A 23,947-nucleotide genomic window follows, 5' to 3' on the forward strand; every position below is an offset into this window, starting at 1 on the left:
CAGAATACTCAAGGAGAAGTGCATGCGTGACCTCATGGGCATGATGGGCAAGATGAAAGAAATGCAGTCCAAGATGGAACAGTTGCAGCAGGATATCGCTGCCACCGAAGTCGAGGGCGTTTCCGGCGGCGGCATGGTTAATGTGAAAATGACCGGCAAGGGCGAGATGCTGTCGATCAAGATCGACCCGACGCTGCTTTCTGAAGATGACGCCGAAATGCTGGAAGACCTGATCGTTGCCGCGCATCGCGATGCCAAGGACCGGGCCGAGCAGAAGGCTGAGGAAATGACCAAGGAACTGACTGCCGGACTGCCGATCCCGCCCGGCATGAAGCTGCCTTTTTAATGATCTGACATGACAATCAGCGCCCTCGTCCTTTTCGCCATCACGCTGTTTGTGGCTGCCGGTTCGCCGGGGCCAAGTGTGGCAGCGCTCGTTGCTCGCGTGCTTTCGCGCGGGCATCGCGATGTGTTGCCTTTTCTGGTGGCCATGTGGCTGGGTGAGGCTCTGTGGCTCACACTGGCAGTCTTCGGTCTCGTTGCGATTGCCGAACGCTTTCATGAAATCTTCGTGCTGATCAAATGGGCAGGTGTCGGCTATCTCATCTATCTGGCATGGAAGATGTGGACATCTGATCCTTCCGAAAAGGGCGAGGCGCTGCCAGAGGCCGGCTCCACCCTGAAGCTGTTTCTGACGGGAATGAGTGTCACACTCGGCAACCCCAAGATCATGATGTTTTATGTGGCGCTACTGCCAAGCATTATCGATCTCAGCCGCGTGACTGTCTTTGGCTGGCTGGAGCTGACGGCAACACTGATTGCCGTGCTTGCTGTGGTCGATCTTTCATGGGTGTTTCTGGCGGCAAAGGCCCGACGATTGCTGAAAAGCCCGCGCGCGATGAAGATCGCCAACCGCATTTCCGCAGGCATGATCGGCAGTGCTGCCGTTGCGATTGCCGCCCGGTAACGATTCCCAAACGCATTCGAATACGCTAAAGCCTCCGCATGGCAAAACGAGTCACCGGTCCCGAAATTGAAAAACTGATCCAGCTTCTGGCCAAGGTGCCGGGGCTTGGCCCCCGCTCTGCGCGGCGCGCAGCTCTGCACCTGATCAAGAAAAAGGATCAGCTGATGGGGCCGCTTTCCGGCGCATTGCAGGAGGCCCATGAGAAGGTGAAGATCTGCTCGACCTGCGGCAATGTCGATACCGCCGACCCCTGCACGATTTGCACCGATCCGACCCGTGACCAGAGCGTTGTCATTGTCGTTGAGGATGTCGGCGATCTGTGGGCGCTGGAACGCGCCGCGGCGCTGAACGCAGCTTACCACGTTCTGGGCGGAACGCTCTCGCCGCTTGATGGCATCGGCCCTGATGATCTGACGATCTCGGCGCTTGTCGATCGCGTGAAGGCCGGTCATGTCAAAGAGCTGGTGATTGCCGTCAACGCGACCGTCGAAGGGCAGGCGACGGCCCATTACATCACAGACCAGCTTGAAGGCCTCGATATCAAGATCACCCGTCTTGCCCATGGGGTGCCTGTCGGCGGCGAGCTTGATTATCTGGATGAAGGCACGCTGATTGCAGCGCTCAGATCCCGTACAAGCCTTTAGAGCGGCTTCAGCGTTTCAGTGAGAAGCCGGACGGGCTCTATAATCTAGACGATAAGATCAATCAGGCGCTCCTCTCCTGTCCAGTGAAACGCGGTCCAGCCTCTGGCAAACGCTGCATCAATATTGGCTTTTGAATCGTCGACAAACACAATCTCGTTTGCGCTGAAGCCCGTTTTCGTCTCCGCATGCGCGAAAAAATCATCCGATGGCTTTTTAACACCGAGTGCAGCAGAATAGACGATGCCGTCAACATGTGCGGCAAGCCCCATCGCATCCATCAGATAGCAAGCACGCTGATGCTCCTGATTGGTGGCCAGATAGATGCTGAGACCTCTGTTTTTTAAGCAGCAGAGATCATCCAGAACGGCTGCATCCACCGCTGAATCGCGCTCAAACCAGTAGGCCATAAAGTCTTTCGCCGTCACCGTAGCTGATAAACCGGGCAAGCAAGCTTGCAGCGCACTCTCCAGCTTTTTGCGCCCGAGAATAACCTCACGCCAGTGCACGTTAAAAAATTCCGCTGTCAGCCGGTCCGGATCGATGCCGAGATCCTGCTTCATATCGTCAGCCCAGGACCGGCTGTTTTGCGGATGCACAAGGACGCCATCCACGTCCAGCATCAGGCACTTTTTCAATTAAACTCTCCCGCCGCAGCGTGTGAATCGGCTTTTCCGTGCCAACGATAAGGGCTGCGCGTCCGATCTGGCCACCCCGATCATTCACCACCCGCCATCAAAGTCTGTTGACTTTCACAACATATCCATTATTCTGGATATATGGATGAATTACAGACAATCGCGGCATTGGCCGCACTGGCACAAACCACACGACTTCAAACCTTTCGGCTTCTGGTCGAGAGCGAACCGGAAGGCATTGCAGCCGGCGAGCTGGCAAAGCGCCTTTCTGTTCCGCAAAACACAATGTCCGCCCACCTTTCAACACTAACCAGTGCGGGCATCGTCAAAAAAGAACGTCAGGGCCGCTCGATTATTTACCGGGCCGACCTGACAGGCTTTCGCGCCACCATGCTTTATCTGCTGCAGGATTGCTGCGGCGGCAACCCTGATCTTTGTGAGCCATTGATCGAAAAGCTGACACCATGCTGCCAAGCCCCGGCAAGCGCGGACAACCCCATCGGGAGACACCGCAATGACCGACAAGCCCCTTAACATCCTGTTTCTGTGCACGGGCAATTCCGCCCGCTCGATTCTGGCAGAATCCATCCTTGACGGCGAAGGAAACGGCCGGTTCCGCGCCTTTTCTGCCGGCAGCCACCCTAAGGGCGCCCCGCACCCGCTGGCGCTGGAAACCCTGAAGGCCATGGGCTACCGCTCGGAGGGTTTTCGTTCAAAGAGCTGGGACGAGTTTACCGCGCCCGGCGCACCGGAGGTCGATTTCATCATCACCGTCTGCGACAGCGCCGCGGGCGAGGCCTGCCCGATCATGCGCGGCCCCGGCAAACGCGCCCACTGGGGCGTTGAGGATCCGAGTCATGTGGAAGGGACCGAGGAAGAAAGGCGGCGCGCCTTCACCCAGACCGCAACCTATCTGAAAAGCCGGATTATGGCCTTCATCAATCTCCACAGCACCGACAGCAAGCCCGAAGACTTCGACGCGCAGATCAAGGAAATCGGCGTCATGGAAGGCGCGACCGAGAAAGCCCGAAAGGCAGACTGACATGTCCACATTTGAACGTTATCTGACTGTCTGGGTCGCACTTTGCATTGTCGCTGGCGTGGCCCTCGGACACTTGTTTCCGACACTGTTTCACACTGTAGGCGATATCGAGATGGCCCGCGTCAACCTTCCGGTTGCCGTTCTCATATGGCTGATGATTATCCCGATGCTACTGCGCATCGATTTTTCAGCACTGGCGCAGGTTGGCCTCCACTGGCGCGGAATCTCTGTGACGCTGTTCGTCAACTGGGCTGTAAAGCCGTTTTCCATGGCGCTGCTCGGCTGGCTTTTCATTGGCTGGCTGTTCCGCCCGATGCTGCCGGCCGATCAGATCGATTCCTATATTGCCGGCTTGATCATACTCGCCGCCGCGCCGTGCACCGCCATGGTTTTCGTCTGGTCGAACCTGACAAAAGGTGAACCGCATTTCACTTTATCACAGGTCGCGCTGAATGACGCGATCATGATCGTCGCTTTCGCACCGATCGTGGCACTGCTGCTTGGCCTCTCTGCCATCACCGTGCCCTGGTCGACACTGGTTCTGTCCGTCGCGCTCTATATCGTCATTCCGGTGATTATTTCTCAGGTCATTCGCAAAAGCCTGATCAAGGATGGCTCAACCGTGAGGTTGGAAAGGCTGCTGGCAAAACTGCAACCCGCCTCTCTCGTCGCGCTTCTGGCCACACTCGTTCTTCTGTTCGGCTTTCAGGGCGAACAGATCATCGCCCAGCCCATGATTATTGCATTGTTGGCGGTTCCGATCCTGATTCAGGTCTATTTCAATTCCGGCCTTGCTTACCTTCTGAACCGCGCTTCGGGGGAGGAACATTGTGTCGCCGGACCTTCGGCCCTGATCGGTGCATCAAACTTCTTCGAACTGGCCGTGGCGGCTGCCATCAGCCTGTTCGGCTTCAATTCCGGCGCTGCGCTGGCAACCGTTGTCGGGGTGCTGATTGAGGTGCCAGTGATGCTCTCAGTGGTCTGGATCGTGAACCGCAGCAAGGGCTGGTATGAAGACGGCGCGGCCGTCTCGCGCAATAGCTCGAAAAGGCAAAACGCCAGCTAAGCTTAAAAAAGCGTCGGGACGCACCGCCGCGCCCCGACGTTCTGCTCAACGACGCACGATGCGTAGATTCAAACGGATACTCTAAAGGAATTTCCGAATTTGAAATTCGCACTCAAGGTGGCTGCAATAATGCAGGCGAATTTCAAGTTTACCACACTAGCGACCAGTCAGCGCATTCAGCGCCTCATAGCTGACAGGGTTATCCGGGCAGAGCCCCAGACCACACTCTGCGAGGGTTGAAACGCCGTTTCCAACAGTCATTACCGCAAAGAAAACAACGGCGGCACCCCCAAGGGCAGTCACTTTTTTGGCCTGAGAGACATCGCGTGTGAAACCACCGAGAAGCAGCATCACACCGGCACCAACGATGACCAAAACAAAGAGAACAAAGGCCCACGTGTAAAAGTGCATTCCGAGAAATGGCGCACCATAGCCACCGGTTCCCGGAACGATATGCAGAGCCACTTGTCGTAAAGCCGCTGTTCCACCGATAACAGCGCCGAGGATCATCAGTCCATAATGGCTTGGCCGGACTCCCAACAGCAAATTCAACGCCAGAGCCGTTCCGACAAGAACGAAACCGCCGCGCTGCAAAAGACAAAGCGGACAGGGCAATTCGCCGTCGGAAAACTGGGCATAAAAGGCAAAGGCAAGCACAGCCGAAATGCCCAGAAGTGCGACTGCATTCAGCTGATAAACAAGACGCTCTGACATGGACGCGGCTCCTTTAAAGATCAAGATTGAGTGCGTCGGTCGCATGGAAGCGGTACAGAACAAGGACAGTAAGTACAGCCAGAAGCGTTACCCAGACGGCGGCGCGCCCTCTGCCACGCCACGCAAGATACACTGCCGCCGCGCTTATGAAAAACGGCAAAGTCATCATGGGAATTCCCCTCTCCTCATCACCCCTTAAGAAAAGGGATGACAAGCTTTATCGTTTTCAGCAAGCCGCAAAACGAAACAAACGTTCTTTTCGCGCGGATAAATCCAGCAGCATCTGGTTATTTTGCATCCGGCCAGGCTGAAGGATCGGTATCAAGATCCGGAAAGTTCTTCGGTTCGAAAACCGGTTTGTGATTACCTTCCGCCAGCTGAGCACGAAAATCATTGATCAGACGGAGCGCAATCGGGAACATCATCATCATAGCCAGCAGGTTGACCACCGCCAGAACGCCCATCAGCGGATCGGAGAAATTGAACACCGCTGTAGCACCCGGAGCAACCGCACCAATGAAAACAATCGCGATAATGATGAGTCGCAGCACCTGCACAGCGACCGGGTTTTTGGTCATGAAGGCAAGTGCATTTTCTCCAAGATAGTAGTTGTAGATGATTGAGGAAAACGAGAACAGCAGGATTGCGCCGGTCAGATAATACTGCGCCCAGTTGCCCACATGACTGACCATGCTTTGCTGCGTCAGGATGACACCGTCAACGCCTTCCTGTCCTGGCTGGTAGACATCACCCAACAGAATGACAAAGGCCGTGCAAGTGCAGATCACCATCGTATCGACAAATACCGAAAAGCTTTGCGTGATGCCCTGACTGACCGGGTGGCGCACATAAGCCGTCGCCGCCACGTTCGGCGCCGAGCCAAGACCGGCCTCATTGGAAAACAGGCCGCGCCGCAAACCGTTGGCCAGTGCCGCGCCGACGCCACCGGCAACCGCTTCGCGCAGACCAAAGGCATTGGCGAGAATATCCCAGATCACACCGGGAAGCGCTGTGATGTTCAAGATGATGATCAACAGCGCCATGGCGATATAGCCAAACGCCATAACCGGAATGATGACATCGGATGCCTTGGCGATACGATGAATACCGCCATAAACAATCAAACCCGTGGCAGCGGCCAGCAGAATACCGGTCGCATAGCGGGGAATACCCATACTGTCTGCCGCGGCACCAGCCACCGTGTTCCCCTGAAATGCATTAAACCCGATTGCAAATGATGCGATCAGGCAGATGGCATAAATAATGGAGAGCCAACGGTAGTTTTCACCAAGACCATGAATAATTGCCTGCGCCGGGCCACCGCGATAATCGCCTTCCGCAGTCGTTCGTTTAAAGACCTGAGCAAGCGTTGCCTCGACCAGCCCGGAGCACATACCGATCAGCGCAATTGCCCACATCCAGAAGACAGCACCGGGGCCACCTGCCGTAATCGCGACGGCCACACCGGCAATATTGCCGCCGCCAACGCGGCCGCCAATCGATACGAACAAGGCCTCTCGGGCGCTGATTTTCGAAGGATCTCCGTCTTCGTCTCCAAGCAGGACGCCGAACATGCGCCTGAAAAAACGGAACTGAACAAAACCGCTTGCCGTTGTGAAAAAGACACCAAGGACGACCAGAAACGGCACCAGTGCCCAACCCCAGGTCAGATCATTGATGACACCGAACAAAGAATCAAAAAACTGCACGAAAAGCCCCTCTTCGCTGCATTGAGCCAGCAACACAGCTTAACCGAACACCTGTCTTGAAACCCTTTAGCCACCCCAACTGACTGACCGCCGGGCTTTTATCAACAATCACTGAATTAGAAACGGTATCGGGCCAACACTCAGGCAGCAAGACTATACTTGCCAAATGATACAAATATAAAAGGCTCCGGCGGGAGCATTCCGCCGAAGCCTTGGCATTTCAGGCTGGTGATCACTGATCCGCCGCCAGCTCGCTTAACGCCAGCCCATGGCCGGAGCAACATGCTTCAGGATGGCTTCAATGACATGCGCATTGTATGCCACACCAAGCTGATTGGGCACAGTCAGAAGCAATGTATCGGCCTCAGCGATCGCTTCATCACCTTTCAGCTGCTCAACGAGACGATCCGGTTCATCGGCATAGGAACGGCCAAAGACAGCGCGGGTCTTTTCGTCGATATAGCCGATGGAATCCTGTTCCTTGCCACCACGGCCGAAATAGGCACGGTCCATATCGTTAATCAGCGCAAAGACGGAGCGGGAAACCGAAACACGAGGGGTCCAGTCATGACCGGCCGCTTTCCAGGCGGCACGATAGGCACGGATCTGATCAGCCTGCTGCTTGTGCAGCGGCTCGCCGGTTTCATCAAATTTAAGGGTGGAACTTTGCAGGTTCATTCCCAGTCTGGCCGCCCATTCAGCTGTGGCATTCGTTGCAGAGCCCCACCAGATGCGCTTGCTCAGCCCCTCAGAATGAGGTTCCAGCCGCAAGAGGCCGGGCGGATTGGGAAACATCGGGCGCGGATTTGGCTCGGCAAAGCCCTTGCCTTTGAGCATATCGAGAAAGACTTCGGTATGACGACGTGCCATCGCAGCCTCGTCTTCCCCCTGACCGGGCTGATAACCGAAATAACGCCAGCCTTCGACGACCTGCTCAGGCGAGCCGCGCGAAATGCCCAGTTGCAGCCGGCCATTGGAGATCAGATCCGCCGCGCCGGCATCTTCCACCATGTAAAGCGGATTTTCATAGCGCATATCGATAACCCCCGTACCGATCTCGATACGGCTGGTTTTGGCACCAACAGCGGAAAGCAGGGGAAACGGAGAGGCCAGCTGGCGGGCGAAATGATGAACGCGGAAATAGGCACCATCAGCACCCAGTTCTTCTGCGGCCACGGCCAGGTCGATGGACTGTAAAAGCGCATCGGCCGCCGAACGCGTCGCCGATTGGGGCGAGGGCGTCCAGTGGCCGAAGGACAAAAAGCCAATATTTTTCATGGGACGCATATCCAGATTGTTTCATTTATCTGGTGTGTTCATCGCATAATCAGGCCTTAACCGGCAATTCTGCGTTCGCTGAACACTGCGTCACCCCGCACGCGGAACTTTACAGCATCGTGCTTTGTACATCCGAATGGATGCACGGCGCTCTCTAACGACGGGTTTTGCGGCGTGCGGACGGTAAAAGACCTTCGCGCTGAAGCTGCTTCTTGCGCTGTTTACGCAGACGACGGACGGCTTCGCCTGCTTCGCGGTTGCGGCGTTCAGACGGTTTCTCATAGGCGCGACGCGCGCGCATCTCACGGAACATGCCCTCGCGCTGCATCTTTTTCTTCAAAGCGCGCAGTGCCTGGTCGACATTGTTATCTCTGACAACAACCTGCATGAAACCTCCTTGATTGTTTTTACTGTGCCACCAACATCAGGCGACCCGAAAAGGGTCGCTGATGGGGCAGCAAAAAAGGCCGGGGCATCCCCGGCCTCATCCTGTGCCGCTGCCAGTACATCCGTGGTCAGCGACAGCGAATCCCTTTGACATATGGGCCTGACGCGGAATTTCCGTCTTGTTCGCCAAACTGCCAGTACATCCGTGGTCAGCCGGAAACGAACTTTAATCAGGCCATATGCTTATCCGCATACGGCATCCGCCAAACGTCAGTCGAAAGACGATTTTCGCTGCAAATCGAGGCTGAAATGATTGCAGAAGCAATCGCGTTATCAGAAACGGCCTGAGAGCGAAAACGGTGCAATAGAATATGGATCGGATGAGCCAATCCAAAACCGCATCAAACGGCCAAGGCACCTTTATAGTGGCGGACTACCCGAGGATTTATAAACGAAGGGCAATTCGCAATGACTGTGATATAGGCTTTCACTTATCGAAATACAAGCCCCCGCCCCATAACGAGGCGGGGCAAACCGCATACCAGCTGGCCTGAGCGCCTATGTCTGAAGGGCTGCAAGCCCCTTATAGAATTCCAAAGCCTCCGGATTCGAGAGCGCTTCCCTGTTCTTCACTGGCCGCTCATGCACGACCTCGCGAACGGCCAGCTCCACGATCTTGCCGGATTTGGTGCGTGGAATATCCGTGACCGCGATGATCTTTGCCGGTACGTGCCGGGGTGACGCACCAGTGCGAATTTGGGTTCTGATTGCCTTTTCGAGTGCGCCATCAAGCACAATGCCCTCAGCCAACCGGACAAAGAGCACGACACGCACATCATCGTCCCAGTCCTGTCCGATGCAGATGGCTTCCAGCACCTCCGGCATCTGCTCAACCTGATTGTATATTTCCGCTGTCCCGATCCGTACACCTCCGGGGTTCAGGGTCGCATCGGAACGGCCATGAATGATCAGGCCGCCATGTTCGGTCCACTCAGCAAAATCGCCATGGCACCAGACATTTTCAAACTCAGAGAAGTAAGCGGCCCGGTATTTGGCGTTATCAGCGTCGTTCCAGAAACCGACGGGCATATTGGGGAACGGCTTTGTGCAAACCAGTTCTCCCTTTGACTGCCGAACAGGATTTCCGTGCTCATCCCAGACATCGACCGCCAGTCCGAGACCCGGCCCCTGTATCTCGCCCTTCCAGACCGGCTTGACCGGAATGCCGAGCACGAAACAGGACACGATATCAGTTCCTCCGGAAATGGATGCCAGCTGAACATCTGACTTGATTTCCTCGTAGACGAAAGAAAAACCCTCCGGCGACAACGGCGATCCGGTGGAGGTCATCAGCCGCAGGCCGGACAAATCATGCTGCTTTGCCGGGTGATATTCTGCCTTTCGCACAGCATCAATATACTTTGCCGAGGTTCCGAAAACGGCAAAACGCTCCTTTTCGGCATATTGAAAAAGCACATCCGGACCGGGCGCAAAGGGTGAGCCATCATAAAGGCAAAGCGTTACGCCGCTGGCCAGGCCGCTGGCCAGCCAGTTCCACATCATCCAGCCACACGTCGTGAAATAGAAGAGGCGCTCTCCGGCTTTCAGCGAGCAGTGGAGCTGATGCTCTTTCAGGTGCTGCAGCAGCACTCCGCCGGCGGAATGGACGATGCATTTCGGTATGCCGGTCGTGCCGGACGAAAACAGAATGTAAAGCGGATGCGCGAATGGAAGACGCTGATAGGTCAGCTCTGCCGGAGAAAAAGGCGCCAGAAATGCCTCGAATGTAACCCCGTTTTTCACAGAACCGGCAACGGCGCCACTGTCACCGGCCAGCGGAACAACGACGGTCGGTGCCTCAAGTTCAGCCGCGATCTGCCGCACCTTTTCGCCGACATCCTGAACTTTGCCATTATACCAGTACCCGTCACAGCAGAAGAACAGCTTCGGACCGATCTGGCCGAACCGGTCCAGCACACCGTTCACGCCGAAATCCGGAGAACACGACGAAAACACGGCACCCACAGACGATGCAGCCAGCATGATTGCAATTGTTTCCGGCATATTCGGCATCATCGCCGCGACCCTGTCACCGGACTGAACACCTTGAGCAAGCATCGCCTGTTGCAGCCGTGAGACTGTTTCCTTCAGCTGCTGCCAGCTCCAGCGTGCGGCGAACCGGTCTTCCGCTCTGAAGATGATGGCATCATCGTCAGGCTTCAGAGCGGCGCCGTGTTCCAGCAGGTTTTCCGCAAAATTCAGCTTCGCGTCAGGAAAAAATCGGGCCGCCAGCATGTCATCGCCATGGATCAGAATGCGCGCTCCTTTTTCACCTTTGACCTGACAAAAATCCCACAGAGCCGACCAGAACTCAGCACTTTCATCAACAGACCACTGATGAAAGTTGTCATAGTTTTCGAAAGTGATCCGGAAGCGCTCAGCACAGAACTGCATGAACCGGGTCACCGGAGCATCGGCAATTCTGCAGTGATCCGGCTGCCAAAGCGGCTTGTTTTCGCTCATCGTCTCCTCCCAGGCGCAATTAGCAAAAGTCAGATTTCTATAACGTCTCCCGCTGACAAATGAAATCAATCAAACGTCGTGTACGCACGATCAGACAGGGTTTGCAGAGGGTGAAAGAGGTGAAAGAATTGCAACACCCCTCATTTTGGTCTATCCGCGCAGCAGGGGAGCGATTTGAAACCAACTGATTGAAACGACGCTCAATGAACCGCACGACCGAAACACCTGACACTGGCCGACGCCTCAGCCGCTACCGTAATCGCAGCCCGTGGCGCTATGTGGTTGCAGCTGTCATCCTTCTGGCGGTGGCGACCTATCACCTCGTCCCCATGATCGTTTCAACCGAACGTGTTACCGACCAGTTGAAAGAAGACCTCACGGCGGTCATTGGCGCTCCTGTAACAATCAGCGGCGATACGCACATCTCCTATTGGCCGCGCCCGGAAATTACGATCTCCGGTGTGAGCGCACCGCAGCCACCAGGACGCGGGCCGCTGGTTTATGGTTCGATCCAGACGCTGACCGCACGTTTCAGCCTCCTCAAGGCGTTGACAGGTGAGACCGCTTTCACTGATGTCACCCTTGAAAGTCCGACAATCATTCTGGAAGAAACGGGAGAAAGTGGCGGGCCTGCGCATTCAAGACTCTCGAAAGCCCTGACAGTCAGCGCGGCTGCAGGCTCTGGTTTCAGGATGACAGGTGTTTCATCCCTCAGTATCCTTGATGGCACACTTGGCCTTTCCGGAGATGACGACACGAAGGTCATCAAGGGTGTGAACGGCACATTCAGCTGGCCTCAGCTCGGCGGACCAATGACCTTCAACGGCACCGCCACGCTGAATGAGCAGATTTCAGACATATCAGCCACGATTGACAAACCGCTTGAACTGAACCGCGAAACAGCATCGCCGGTGAAACTGAGCCTGAAAAACAGCCTGGCTGAAATGACCTATGAAGGGACTGCAACACGCAGCGCTCCTTATCTTATGGACGGCAGTTTCAGTTTTTCGACAGCGAACACGCATCAACTGGGCGATTGGATAGATGTTCCCGTTCTTGTGCTGGAAGACGTAAACCGTCTGGCCATCAAAGGGACAGTGACCCGCAGCAGCGGTTCCTTGCGTTTTTCACCGGCCACGCTGTCTCTGGGCGGAAGTGAAGGCAAGGGCGTCGTCGACCTCGCACCGGCCAGTGAAAAGCAGCCGCTGAAGATGATCGCAACTCTGGCTTTCGGCGACATCACACTTTCCAACATTCGCTCATCGCTTCCGGCATGGATTGACGCCGTCTCCGCCACCCCGGATGAGTTTTCAGACGAAGACTGGAAGCTGCCGGCGCTTGATCTCAGACTTTCCGCTTCAACAGTCAAATTGTCAGATGTGACCCTTGAAGATGTTGCAGCGAGTGTCATGCGCTCCAAAACACAGACGAGTTTTGACATCGCCGACAGCAGGCTTGGCTCGGGAACACTCTTCGCCCATATCGGCGTGCAAAAGAATATGGCGGCTGAAGTTGATATTTCCGCTGAAAAAGTGGCTGCCGAGCCATTTTTCCGGCAGCTCGGCTTCAACGTGCCGCTGACATCGGACTCACTTGATTTCGACATGGCGGTTGATGCAGAGCTTCCATTCAGCCGGATCGCGGCCGAAAACACCACGGGTGATGTGCGCTTTACAGCACGAGGCGGCAGCCTGGCCTGGCTGGATTTCGCAACGCTGATCGAAAAGGCCGGTACCGATAACACATTTCTGCTCACCTATCCGGGTGACACGGCGTTCAGCTTCACACGCCTGAAAGGCGACGCCACGCTGAGCGGCACAGAGCTGGACCTGAATGATCTCATCATCGAAACTGAAACAGATATGATATCGCTCACAGGCTCACTCGATACGCAATCCGGTCAGCTTGATGCCACGGCAACAATCACATCAAAGGTGGACGAAAACGCTACCCCAGCTTCCGTTTCGATTATCGGAAATCCGCTTGCGTCTCTCGTCCGGCGCATTGATCCCGTTTCTGATGAAGCAAGCGATGCACCCTGACCTGATCAGGGAAAACGGGATTTTTGGCAATGCTACCGAGAAGCTTATACTGCGTCGCCCGCAGCAACAGCAGACGCCCAGGCCCACTGGAAATTATAGCCGCCAAGCCAGCCGGTGACATCAACGCACTCGCCAATAAAATAGAGCCCCGGCAGGGATTTCACTTCCATGCTCTTCGATGAAAGAGCACTGGTATCAATGCCGCCCAGTGTGACCTCGGCAGTACGATAGCCCTCCGTGCCGGCTGGACGAATATGCCAGTTCTGGATGCTGTCTGCGAGCTTGTTCAAAGCCTTGTCAGGCATATCTGCGAGCGCTGAGATCATCCCCGCCTGCTCTGTGAAAAACTGCGCCAGCCGTCTGGGCATATGTTGCGCCAGTACCGTTGATGATGTCTGGCGTCCGTTTTCGCGCTTGGCCTGATGAAGCAGGTCACGCAGAGGCACTTCCGGCAAAAGACGCGCCACAACCTCATCCCCGGGTTTCCAGTAAGAAGAAATCTGCAAAACAGACGGTCCTGAAAGGCCGCGATGGGTAAACAGCAGGGCCTCTCGAAATGTGGTCTTGTTGCAGATAAGCTCTGCCGGAACGCCAATACCCGCAAGAGGCTTCAGTGTTTCCAGCATCGCCGGATCGAGTGTAAAAGGGACCAGGCCGGCCCGCGGTTCGATCACCGGAACAGAGAACTGGCCGGCAATTTCATAAGCAAATCCGGTGGCGCCCATCTTGGGAATCGACTTTCCACCCGTTGCGACCACAAGCGCATCGCTGAGCACCGTTTCGCCACCCAGGCTGACGCGAAAACCATGGTCGCTTTTCCGTACTGAAGAAACAGACGTCTGGAGGCGGATATCAACCTTGCCAGCCGCGCACTGATCGAGCAACATACTGACAATCTGTTTTGATGACCCCTCGCAGAATAGCTGACCGAGTGTTTTTTCGTGCCAGTCAATACGGTACTGCTCGACAAGATCGAGAAAATCGCGCGGTGTGTAGCGGGCCAGCGCTGATTTGGCGAAATGACGGTTGGACGAGATGTAATTTTGAGGTCCGGCATGAATGTTGGTAAAGTTGCATCTGCCGCCACCGGAAATACGGATTTTTTCTCCCGGCGCGCGTGCATGATCAACGAGCAGAACACGCCTGCCCCGCTGTCCGGCCCTGGCGGCACACATCAGGCCTGCGGCTCCGGCCCCCAGCACAATGACATCAAACTGTTTCATGGTTGCGATCATCTCATATTTGTCGCGCCTTGTTCCGTCTTAGCGAAAGAAAGTCAACGCCGCCCCTCGCCAATCTGCGCACGACCGCTATGATAACGACTATCTTGTAATGACCATTGGCCAGAACACATGTCAGTAAAAAAACCGGCGAAAGCCGCCAGCAAGACGACCCATCACACCACGGCAAAACCGGCCAAAAGGCCGGCTATACCGGCCGCGCTGGCACAGGCCCGCGGCGTGAAGGACTGGAAGGATGCCGCCCGCTGGCTCAAAACCCGCGGCATTGAAGACATCGAATGCATTACCCCTGACCTTGCTGGTGTGCCCCGCGGCAAGATGATGCCGACATCGAAGTTCACCTCAAACACTTCGCTGGCACTGCCTTCAGCGCTCTATCGCCATACGATATCCGGCGGCTACCCGGATGAAAGCGGAAACTTCCGTTATGAGCCGCGCGACAGCGACCTCAAACTGGTGCCGGACCTTTCCACGCTTTCGAATGTTCCATGGGAGAGCGACCCCACCGCCCAGGTCATCTGTGATGTTGTCGGCAGCGATGGGCGTGAAATCGCCTATACGCCGCGTAATGTGCTCAAACGCGTGATCGCTCTTTATGCAGAAAAGGGATGGAAACCTGTGGTGGCCCCGGAAATCGAATTCTATCTGGTGGCACAGAATGGTGACCCGGACCTGCCGCTGACCCCGCCTGTCGGGCGCTCAGGCCGACCGATTGTAGCCGGACAGGCTTATTCAATTGCAGGCATCAACGAATTCGACGAGCTGATCGATGATATCTATCACTTCTCTGAAGGTCAGGGGCTGGAGATCGATACACTGATCCATGAAGAAGGTCCGGCGCAGCTGGAAATCAACCTGCGTCATGGCGACCCTCTGGAGCTGGCGGATCAGGTTTTCTTCTTCAAGCGCACGATTCGCGAGGCTGCCGTGAAGCACGGCACGTTTGCAACATTCATGGCCAAACCGATGCAGAACCAGCCCGGTTCAGCCATGCATATCCACCAGTCGGTGATCGATATCGAAACCGGGCGCAATGTGTTCTCTCTGGAAAACGGCGAACCTTCACCGGAATTCTTCCATTTCATCGGCGGCATGCAAAAATATGTGCCGGCCACGCTGGTGATGATGGCACCTTATGTGAACTCCTACCGGCGCCTGACACCGGACATGGCCTGCCCGGTCAATACGGCATGGGGTTACGACAATCGCACGACCGCCTTTCGCATCCCCGTTTCCGATGCACAGGCGCGGCGCGTGGAAAACCGTCTGCCGAGTTCGGATGCCAACCCGTATCTGGCGCTGGCAGCATCGCTGGCCTGCGGCTATCTTGGCATCGAGAACATGGTCGACCCGTCCGCCCCGACAGCCGATACGGCTAATGAAGGTGATATTGATCTGCCACGCGGATTATTGGAAGCGTTGGCTCTTCTGGAAAACGAAACGGCACTTCAGCCGGTTCTGTCTTCAGAGTTCATCAACCTCTATGCTGGCGTAAAAAAAGGCGAGTTTGAAACCTTTATGGAGGTCATCAGCCCCTGGGAGCGCGAATTTCTGCTTTTGAATGTATAATCCCGACCAACATTATCATTGGAGCTTCAGACCGTCATGACCTGGCAAAGCCCGATTGCCCCCGGTATCTCCTGGTATCAGGCAACGCTTGAGGAGCGGCCTGCCTATCCGCGCCTTGAAGAATCAACCTCGGCTGATGTGGCGATTGTCGGAGGCGGCTTTACCGGCTTGCAGGCCGCCTACCATCTGGCGGCCAATGGAACGGATGTAGTGCTGATTGATGCCGCCAGGCTTGGCGACGGAGCCTCCGGGCGCAATGGCGGACAACTTGGCACCGGCCAGCACTGGTGGCCAGAGGATATGGAATCAAAGCTGGGACCGGAGCGTTCAAAAGCGTTTTTCCGGATCGCCGAAGATGCGAAATCTCATCTGCTTGATTTTGCCAAGACACATGGCATCAACATCGACTTTCAGCCAGGGCAGATTTCCGTCGCGCATAAGCGCAACATGGAATTCAGCTTTAAAAACCACGTTGAAGCACTGGCAGAGCGCTACGACTACCCGCACCTGTCCTTTCTGAGTAAGCACGAAACTGAAGAAAGGCTGGGCTCCAACCGCTATTTTTGCGGTATTCGCGACATCGGTACAGGCCATATTCATCCGCTGAAACTTCTGATCGGCACAGGCAAGGCGGCGGCAACGGCCGGCGCCCGCATCTTTGAAATGACCAAAGCCGATAACATTGAGCAGAAGGAAGGGCGCATCGCCGTTTCGACGGAGCGCGGCACAGTTACAGCCGACCGCGTTCTGATTGCCTGCAATGGTTATATCGAAGAGCATCTCGAACCCGGCACGGCTGCCAAGGTCATGCCGATCCGGTCGTTCATCGCGGCAACAAGACCGGTTACAAAATCGGAAAAGATCCTACCGGGTGGAGAATCCGTAGACGACAGCCGTTTTGTCGTGCGCTATTTCCGCAAGACAAAAACCGGTGAATTGCTGTTCGGCGGACGCGAGGCCTATACCGCCGACCAGCCCAAAGACATTTCAAAGCACCTGCGCCGACAGATTGCCGAGATCTACCCGGCGCTGAAGAAGATTGAAATCACCCATGCCTGGGGCGGCAATGTGGGCATCACCATGCCACGCCGCCCGCTGGTGCATGAGATTATGCCGGGCGTGACCTCGATTGGCGGTTTTTCCGGTCATGGCGTCTTGCTGTCAAATTACTGTGGTAAGCTTTTTGCAGAAGAGTTGTTAGGACAGTCCAGTGAACTGGACCTCTATCGTGATCTGGATATCCCCGCCTTTCCGGGCGGAGGTGCCCTCAGAAAGCCACTTCTGTTCCTTGCACTGACCTGGTTCTCCCTCCGGGACCGGTTCTGAGCCATTTTTTCGGAATGGGACTGGCTTTTTTAAATCGATTTGATAAAACAATGTCAACCGTTGACGATTGAGAGAAAACATGGCGACTAGCAGTCAGATTATTCCCGTCGAGCCTTTCGACTATGTGGTCTTTGGCGCCACTGGCGATCTCACCGAGCGTAAATTGCTTCCTGCGCTCTATCATCGCCAGCTTGCCGGCCAGTTTACTGAACCTACCCGGATCATCGGCGCCTCGCGCTCGGAGCTGACATCTGAAGAATTCCGCAAGCACGCCCAGCAGGCGCTGAAAGAGCACCTGAAGAAGGGCGAGTATGACGACGCACAGGTCGCCAAGTTCCTTGGCCGGATTGAATATGTCTCGGTCGATGCCACAAACAACCGTGGCTGGGACGATCTGAAGAAACTGCTGGAAGAAGGCAAGGAACGTGTTCGCGCCTTTTATCTGGCTGTCGCTCCCGGTATTTTCGGTGCGATCTGTGACGGCATTCGAGACCACAAGCTGATCACCAAGCAGACGCGCATCGTTGTCGAAAAGCCGCTCGGGCGCGACCTTGACTCCGCACTTGAGCTGAACAACACGGTTGGCAAGGTTTTCAGGGAAGAACAGATCTTCCGTATTGACCATTATCTGGGCAAGGAAACCGTTCAGAACCTGATGGCGCTGCGTTTTGCCAATGCGCTTTACGAGCCGCTCTGGAACGCCAACCATATTGACCATGTTCAGATCACAGTTTCCGAAGAAGTCGGCCTTGAAGGCCGTGCCGGTTACTACGACAAGTCCGGTGCACTTCGGGACATGGTCCAAAACCATATTCTGAACGTACTCTGCATGGTTGCCATGGAAACGCCTTACTCCATGGATGCGGAGGCCGTGCGCGACGAAAAGCTGAAAGTGCTGCGCTCGCTCAAGCCGATCAACGCCGATAATGCAGGGTACCTGACGGTGCGCGGCCAGTATCGCGCCGGTGCTTCGCGCGGTGGCCCGGTCAAGGGCTATCTGGAAGAGCTTGATGGCGAATCCAACACCGAAACATTCGTCGCAATCAAAGCTGAAATTGATAACTGGCGCTGGGCAGGTGTCCCGTTCTACATCCGCACAGGCAAGCGTCTTGCCTCCCGCGTTTCAGAAATCGTCGTGACCTTCAAACCGATCCCGCACTCGATCTTTGAGCCGAGTGCAGGCCGCGTGGTTGCCAACCAGCTTGTATTGCGTGTGCAGCCGGATGAAGGCGTGAAACAGTGGCTGATGATCAAATCGCCGGGTCAGGGTGGCATGCGTCTGCGCCATGTGCCGCTTGATATGACCTTTGCTCAGGCGTTCGATTCACGGAACCCGGATGCCTATGAACGTCTTCTGCTCGACGTTATTCGCGCCAACCAGACACTGTTCATGCGCCGTGACGAAGTTGAAATGGCCTGGAACTGGGTCGATCCGATTCTGAAGGCCTGGGAAGAAACCGGACAGCCGGTTCAGACCTACACCGCCGGAACGTGGGGCCCGAGCAAGTCGATCGCTTTGATCGAACGTGATGGCCGCACATGGCACGAACCGGAATAGGACAGCCGGGAGATATCATGACCAACTCCATGCACAGCTTCGAAAACGGCGATGCGCTGGCTGATGCGCTGGCGGCCACCGTGGCAGAGAAACTCGCATCCGCGATTGCGGACAAGGGAACGGCCTCACTGGCCGTTTCCGGTGGCTCCACGCCCAAGGCTTTCTTCAGGGCGCTGTCAACCGCGCCGATTGAATGGACCAACGTCCATGTTACGTTGGTCGATGAGCGTTTCGTTCCCGAAGACAATCCACGCTCCAACCATCTTCTGGTCAATGAAAACCTTTTAGTCAGTCCGGCCGCGAAGGCACGCTTCATTCCGCTTTATCAGCCGGTTGAAACGGCTGAGGAAGCTGCCGAGATTGTGACCAACAAGGCTTCTGCGGCAAGCCTGCCCTTTGATGTCGTAATCCTTGGCATGGGAACAGATGGCCATACAGCGTCGTTTTTCCCGGGCGGTGACACGCTGGCAAAAGCGCTTGACAAGAACACGCCTGCCGGCGTGATGGCCATGAATGCCGAAACCGCCGGTGAAGCCCGGCTGACTTTTACATTTTCCAGCCTTGAAAATGCCAGCCTTCTGGTTCTGCACATCGAAGGCGAAAAGAAAATGGATGTTCTGAACAAGGCTCTGGCCGGTGACGATGAGGCAGAGATGCCCATTCGCGCCGTTTTGAACAGAGCTTCTTCCCCTGTGGAGATCTACTGGGCGCCCTGACAGTTCTGCCGGGCGCCTTCCGAAATTCAGTCTTGATGACAGGAAAAGCCCATGACCGCCGATCCCCGTATAGCCCAGATTACAGCCCGCATTGTCGAGCGATCAAAACCTGCGCGTGATGCTTATCTTCAGCGCGTTTCGGATGCGATCTCGCAAGGCGTTCACCGCTCGGTTCTCTCCTGCGGCAATCTCGCCCATGGCTTTGCCGTCTGTTCCCCCGCCGAGAAGGAGGAGCTGTCCGGCGACAGTGTCCCCAATCTCGGCATTATCACAGCTTACAACGACATGCTTTCGGCACACCAGCCGTTTGAGACGTTCCCCGCGATGATCCGTGAGGCCGCCCGCGAAGCCGGTGGCGTCGCACAGGTTGCAGGCGGTGTTCCGGCCATGTGCGATGGCGTCACGCAGGGTCAGCCAGGCATGGAGCTATCGTTGTTCTCGCGCGATCTGATTGCGATGTCAGCCGCTGTCGGGCTGTCGCACAATATGTTCGATGCGGCCGTCTATCTCGGTGTTTGCGACAAGATCGTCCCCGGACTGACCATGGCCGCCCTGACATTCGGACACCTGCCGACGGTCTTCATTCCGGCTGGTCCGATGACCACGGGACAGTCGAATGACGAAAAGTCACACATTCGTCAGCTCTATGCGGAAGGCAAAGTTGGCCGCAAGGAACTACTGGAATCGGAATCGAAATCCTATCACGGTCCCGGCACCTGTACTTTTTACGGCACAGCCAATTCGAACCAGATGCTGATGGAAATGATGGGCCTGCATATGCCAGGCGCATCCTTCATCAATCCGAATACGCCGCTGCGTGATGCTCTGACGAAGGAAGCAACCAAACGGGCGCTCGCCATCACCGTAAACGGCAACGAATTCACGCCCGTTGGTCAGATGATTGACGAACGTTCGATCGTCAACGCCGTTGTTGGCCTACATGCAACCGGTGGCTCAACCAATCACACCATGCATCTGGTCGCCATGGCGCGCGCCGCAGGGATCAAGCTGACCTGGCAGGACATTTCCGAACTGTCTGACATCGTACCGCTGATGGCCCGCGTCTATCCGAACGGGCAGGCCGACGTGAACCATTTCCACGCAGCAGGTGGCATGGGCTTTCTGATCAAGCAACTGCTTAAGCTGGGCCTGCTACACGATGATGTGCGCACCGTTTATGGCGAAGGCATGGAAGCCTACGCCATTGACGTGAAGCTCAATGAAGACGGAACAGTGCGCCGCGAACCGGTTGAGGACGGAGACAGTGCTGATCCGAAGGTTCTGGCCCGCTTTGACAAGCCATTCCAGCCGACAGGCGGTCTGAAGATGCTTTCAGGCAATCTCGGCAAGGGCGTGATCAAGATTTCAGCCGTGAAGCCGGAACGCCGCCTGATTGAAGCTCCGGCCCTGATTTTCCACGATCAGCAAGAACTGCAGGATGCGTTCAAGGCTGGCAAGCTGGATCGCGATTTTATTGCGATTGTTCGCTTCCAGGGGCCGAAATCGAACGGCATGCCGGAGTTACATCGCCTGACCCCGCCGCTTGGTGTGCTTCAGGACCGTGGCTACAAGGTTGCACTGGTGACAGACGGACGCATGTCCGGCGCTTCGGGCAAGGTTCCTGCAGCCATTCATGTGACGCCGGAAGCCAAGGATGGCGGCCCGATTGCCAAAGTCCGTGAAGGCGACATAGTTCGCCTCGATTCCGAAAACGGAACGCTGGAAGTCATTACGGACACTGCCGAATTTGAAGCACGCGAACCGGTGAAAGCCGATCTCAGCCACAATGACTATGGCATGGGCCGGGAGCTTTTTGCACCGTTCCGTCACCATGTTGGTACGGCGGATGAAGGTGCAAGCGTTTTTGGCTGAATCAAGCCTTTAAAATGAAAAAACGATGCGGCGCGGATTTGTATCCGCGCCGTTTATCTTTTTCTGCACTGTCATCACAGCATCACCGCTTGTGCCTATAGGCCGGCACGATATCTTTGGCATTTTCAGGGAGCCCATTCCGTCATGACAGATTTTTACGTTCGCCGCCGCAGCATGTTGAAACTGATGGCCTCTGCTGCCGCCTTGCCACTTCTCGGCGTGCAGGCCGCGCACGCCGGTCAAACGACGGGCATCAACATCATTGTGATGGCCGATCTTCACTCGGCCTATGACCGCACCGGGCAGCTTCTTGCCGCCGTTGAAGACCAGATTGCCGCAAGCACCCGCCCCTCCATCATTGTCATCAATGGCGATCTTTTTGAAAAAGGGAATGTGGTTGCGGATCGCTCGAACGGCAAAATAGACTGGGCTTTCCTCGAAGCGCTCACGGAAGAGGCTCCCGTCGTCTTAAATATCGGGAACCATGAGCCGGATTTTGACAACGATCTGGCGAACTTCGTTTCGCGCGCTGAGGATCTTGGCGTGACAGTGCTGACAAACATTACCGACAGCCGCACCAACGCACTTTATGCACCGGCAACGGCAACCCTCGACATCGGTGGCCAGCCCGTAACGTTTGCCGCGATCGCTGTCGATAACCTGTTCACCTACCCCAAAGCGACACGCGAGCAGCTGGCAATTCCCGAGCCCGTGAAATGGGCGAAAGAAAATCTTGGCCAGCAGCTGCAAGCCGGTCATATCAATATCGTGCTCAGCCATGCAGGTGTCGTTCCCGACAAGGCCATTTTGCCGATGTTGCCGGATGGCACACTCATGATTGGCGGTCACGACCATCTCAATATTGAGCATGAAGAGGGGATGACGCGGTACCTTCATACCGGATGCTGGTCGACGGCGTGCACCGTTGCCACAATTGCCGGCCCGGGCGAAAGCGCCCGCTTTAGCCGGATTGATATCACCCCGACAGCCCGCAGTTCCGAGAGGCTGAATGCCCTCATTGCCGATGTGATCGCACGCCATCTGAGCGCAGAAGACACCGAAACGGTCGGGCACACCAGCGCTGCCATGACCAATGACGAGGTCGGCCTTCTCGTGGCCGCAGCATTGGCAAAAGCCGCCGGTGGCGACATCGGCTTTATCGGTCACACAACCTTCGGCGCCGGTCTGCCTGAAGGGCCTGTTAGCCGCCACGCTTTTGATTCATCGGTGCGTTTTGACGGTGGTCTGAAAAAGGCCGAGGTGGATGCGGAAACACTCAAGACCATTCTGCCGCGCTGCAATCAGTTCGGGGCGTTTCCCTTCAAAGACCGGACCGGGGACTACCTCTACGCCAACCCGCAGGCCGGGCGCAAGGAAACCTACACACTTGTCTGCAATGGCTGGTCTGCTGTGAACGCGAAGAGCTATTTCGGCCGTGACGACCTGACCTTTACCGACGTTCCGGATTTACAGGTTAAACCGGTCGCGCTCGATGCCATAAAATGAACACAAGCTGTGCATTAAAAAAACATAACGCATGAATAGTTCGTAAGGATCGGGAACCTTCCCGATCTTTTTTCGTTATGGGGTAGAGGGTCGATCAAGCGATTTCCAAACTGTATCTTTTACGCAACGGCGTTCACGAAATAAAACTATCGTGACCAACAGTTTAATTGAACGTTTGAGCTTAGGCGCCTATGTACTTTCCATCGATATGACTCAAGGAGTGAAGTTATGAAAAAGATTCTTCTCGCTTCCGCCGCCGTTGTTGCTATGTCCAGTTCAGCTTTTGCTGCTGACGTTGTTATGCAGCCGCAGCCGAGCGAACCTTATATTGCACCCGTAGCCACCCCGCAGACCTTCAGCTGGTCAGGCTGGTATCTTGGTGCAACGGCCGGATATGACTGGGCACACACCAAGCTTCAGAGCAGCACTCAGATGAATGACGCTGACTACGGCGGCTTCAAGATCGGTGGCTTTGGTGGTTACAACTACCAGCTCGACAACAATGTCGTTCTGGGTGTTGAAGGTGAGTTTGACTACAATACCGACAACGAAAAGGCGATGAACCTGGCCAAGTTTGGCTATGACTGGGAAGGTTCGGTTCGCGGCCGTGTCGGTTATGCATTCGACAACGCTCTGCTCTACGGTACTGCCGGTTGGGCCATCGCCAACGGTTACGCTGAAGCACCCGGTGTAAGCACTGAAAACCAGGCTTTCAACGGCTACACGGTTGGCGCAGGTCTTGACTACGCCTTCACGAACAATGTCTTCGGTCGTCTTGAATACCGTTACACCGACTTTGGTAGCCACGATCTGGGCGGTGCATTCGACGGCATCAAGGCCAAGGACTTCACTTCGAACCGCGTTATGGCCGGTGTTGGTGTAAAGTTCTGATAACCTGAATGACCAAATGGCTGGCACCTCCCCCAGAAGCCAGCCATTTCTAAAGCCCGTCTGATATCAGGCGGGCTTTTTTATATCTGTATTCCCGGCTAGAGCATCGGGCGATTAGTCTGCAACGCATGCTGTTGATTTGAAGTAGTTCCAGCATTCCTGTGGTGAGAACAGTGCGCACACGTGGCCTACCGCTCTCCACAGGTCGTCATAGGTTCGCGCCTTTGCCTTCCTGAGAAGGGCCTTGAGCTTGGAGAACGC

General features: G+C 55.7%; 22 protein-coding genes. 14 read left to right on the top strand and 8 right to left on the bottom strand.

Going from position 1 to position 23,947, the window contains the following annotated elements:
- Positions 1-22 precede the first annotated feature (22 nt).
- Genes EDC90_RS16835 through recR form a run of 3 tightly spaced genes read left to right on the top strand, consistent with a single transcriptional unit; the run spans position 23 to position 1,611 of the window.
- Complete coding sequence (locus EDC90_RS16835; protein ID WP_132313723.1) at positions 23-346, top strand: YbaB/EbfC family nucleoid-associated protein; 324 nt, start codon at positions 23-25, stop codon at positions 344-346.
- 9 nt (positions 347-355) lie between these two features.
- Positions 356-967 (top strand): LysE family translocator, encoded by a 612-nt coding sequence (locus tag EDC90_RS16840; RefSeq protein ID WP_132313724.1) that lies wholly within the window; start codon positions 356-358, stop codon positions 965-967.
- A 38-nt stretch (positions 968-1,005) separates the two neighbouring features.
- Positions 1,006-1,611, top strand: coding sequence for a recombination mediator RecR (gene recR, locus EDC90_RS16845; RefSeq protein WP_132313725.1), 606 nt, complete (start codon positions 1,006-1,008; stop codon positions 1,609-1,611).
- A gap of 44 nt (positions 1,612-1,655) precedes the next feature.
- Here the strand turns inward: recR and EDC90_RS16850 are convergent, their stop codons facing one another.
- Positions 1,656-2,246 carry an HAD family hydrolase gene (locus EDC90_RS16850; protein WP_245511101.1) on the bottom strand — a complete coding sequence of 197 codons (591 nt, stop codon included), beginning with the start codon at positions 2,244-2,246 and terminating at the stop codon, positions 1,656-1,658.
- 141 nt (positions 2,247-2,387) lie between these two features.
- On the opposite strand from EDC90_RS16850, the gene EDC90_RS16855 reads away from it, so the two are divergent.
- From EDC90_RS16855 to arsB, 3 genes are read left to right on the top strand one after another with little or no spacing between them, the layout of a single operon-like run.
- A complete protein-coding gene (locus EDC90_RS16855) occupies positions 2,388-2,780 on the top strand; it encodes an ArsR/SmtB family transcription factor (RefSeq protein ID WP_132313726.1) in 393 nt (130 codons plus the stop codon).
- Positions 2,761-3,288 carry an arsenate reductase ArsC gene (locus EDC90_RS16860; RefSeq protein WP_132313727.1) on the top strand — a complete coding sequence of 176 codons (528 nt, stop codon included), beginning with the start codon at positions 2,761-2,763 and terminating at the stop codon, positions 3,286-3,288. Before EDC90_RS16855 ends, EDC90_RS16860 begins: the two co-directional genes overlap by 20 nt.
- A 1-nt stretch (position 3,289) precedes the next feature.
- Positions 3,290-4,354: an ACR3 family arsenite efflux transporter gene (arsB, locus tag EDC90_RS16865; protein ID WP_132313728.1), complete on the top strand. Its 1,065-nt coding sequence runs from the start codon at positions 3,290-3,292 to the stop codon at positions 4,352-4,354.
- Positions 4,355-4,510: 156 nt separating this feature from the next.
- On the opposite strand, the gene EDC90_RS16870 is transcribed toward arsB, so the two are convergent.
- The 6 genes from EDC90_RS16870 to EDC90_RS16890 form a co-directional block, all read right to left on the bottom strand.
- A complete protein-coding gene (locus EDC90_RS16870; protein ID WP_132313729.1) occupies positions 4,511-5,068 on the bottom strand; it encodes a disulfide bond formation protein B in 558 nt (185 codons plus the stop codon).
- Positions 5,069-5,081: 13 nt separating this feature from the next.
- Positions 5,082-5,237: a DUF5993 family protein gene (locus tag EDC90_RS21580; protein WP_432420015.1), complete on the bottom strand. Its 156-nt coding sequence runs from the start codon at positions 5,235-5,237 to the stop codon at positions 5,082-5,084.
- Positions 5,238-5,355: 118 nt separating this feature from the next.
- Positions 5,356-6,777: an alanine/glycine:cation symporter family protein gene (locus EDC90_RS16875; protein ID WP_132313730.1), complete on the bottom strand. Its 1,422-nt coding sequence runs from the start codon at positions 6,775-6,777 to the stop codon at positions 5,356-5,358.
- A 255-nt stretch (positions 6,778-7,032) separates the two neighbouring features.
- Positions 7,033-8,055 carry an LLM class flavin-dependent oxidoreductase gene (locus EDC90_RS16880; RefSeq protein ID WP_132313731.1) on the bottom strand — a complete coding sequence of 341 codons (1,023 nt, stop codon included), beginning with the start codon at positions 8,053-8,055 and terminating at the stop codon, positions 7,033-7,035.
- Positions 8,056-8,209: 154 nt separating this feature from the next.
- The gene (rpsU, locus tag EDC90_RS16885) at positions 8,210-8,443 is read right to left on the bottom strand and encodes a 30S ribosomal protein S21 (RefSeq protein ID WP_132313732.1); all 234 of its coding nucleotides are present in this window, start codon (positions 8,441-8,443) and stop codon (positions 8,210-8,212) included.
- Positions 8,444-9,000: 557 nt separating this feature from the next.
- The gene (locus EDC90_RS16890) at positions 9,001-10,965 is read right to left on the bottom strand and encodes an acetoacetate--CoA ligase (protein WP_132313733.1); all 1,965 of its coding nucleotides are present in this window, start codon (positions 10,963-10,965) and stop codon (positions 9,001-9,003) included.
- A 203-nt stretch (positions 10,966-11,168) separates the two neighbouring features.
- Between EDC90_RS16890 and EDC90_RS16895 the strand changes: the two genes are divergently transcribed.
- Positions 11,169-13,007, top strand: a complete 1,839-nt coding sequence (locus EDC90_RS16895) for an AsmA family protein (protein ID WP_132313734.1) — start codon at positions 11,169-11,171, stop codon at positions 13,005-13,007.
- Positions 13,008-13,051: 44 nt separating this feature from the next.
- On the opposite strand, the gene EDC90_RS16900 is transcribed toward EDC90_RS16895, so the two are convergent.
- Positions 13,052-14,230, bottom strand: a complete 1,179-nt coding sequence (locus tag EDC90_RS16900) for an NAD(P)/FAD-dependent oxidoreductase (protein WP_132313735.1) — start codon at positions 14,228-14,230, stop codon at positions 13,052-13,054.
- Between the two features lie 129 nt (positions 14,231-14,359).
- On the opposite strand from EDC90_RS16900, the gene EDC90_RS16905 reads away from it, so the two are divergent.
- From EDC90_RS16905 to EDC90_RS16935, 7 genes are all read left to right on the top strand, one after another.
- Positions 14,360-15,817: a glutamine synthetase family protein gene (locus tag EDC90_RS16905; protein ID WP_132313736.1), complete on the top strand. Its 1,458-nt coding sequence runs from the start codon at positions 14,360-14,362 to the stop codon at positions 15,815-15,817.
- Positions 15,818-15,853: 36 nt separating this feature from the next.
- Positions 15,854-17,143, top strand: a complete 1,290-nt coding sequence (locus EDC90_RS16910; protein ID WP_132313737.1) for an NAD(P)/FAD-dependent oxidoreductase — start codon at positions 15,854-15,856, stop codon at positions 17,141-17,143.
- A gap of 79 nt (positions 17,144-17,222) precedes the next feature.
- Positions 17,223-18,701, top strand: a complete 1,479-nt coding sequence (gene zwf, locus EDC90_RS16915; RefSeq protein WP_132313738.1) for a glucose-6-phosphate dehydrogenase — start codon at positions 17,223-17,225, stop codon at positions 18,699-18,701.
- 17 nt (positions 18,702-18,718) lie between these two features.
- Positions 18,719-19,417, top strand: coding sequence for a 6-phosphogluconolactonase (pgl, locus tag EDC90_RS16920; protein ID WP_132313739.1), 699 nt, complete (start codon positions 18,719-18,721; stop codon positions 19,415-19,417).
- Positions 19,418-19,468: 51 nt separating this feature from the next.
- Positions 19,469-21,289: a phosphogluconate dehydratase gene (gene edd / locus EDC90_RS16925; RefSeq protein WP_132313740.1), complete on the top strand. Its 1,821-nt coding sequence runs from the start codon at positions 19,469-19,471 to the stop codon at positions 21,287-21,289.
- A 144-nt stretch (positions 21,290-21,433) separates the two neighbouring features.
- Positions 21,434-22,795: a metallophosphoesterase gene (locus EDC90_RS16930; protein ID WP_132313741.1), complete on the top strand. Its 1,362-nt coding sequence runs from the start codon at positions 21,434-21,436 to the stop codon at positions 22,793-22,795.
- Between the two features lie 228 nt (positions 22,796-23,023).
- Entirely contained in the window at positions 23,024-23,686 is a 663-nt protein-coding gene (locus EDC90_RS16935) for an outer membrane protein (protein WP_132313742.1), read from the top strand.
- Positions 23,687-23,947 lie beyond the last annotated feature (261 nt).

The sequence above is a fragment of the Martelella mediterranea genome (assembly GCF_004342225.1).
Classification (GTDB): domain Bacteria; phylum Pseudomonadota; class Alphaproteobacteria; order Rhizobiales; family Rhizobiaceae; genus Martelella; species Martelella mediterranea_B.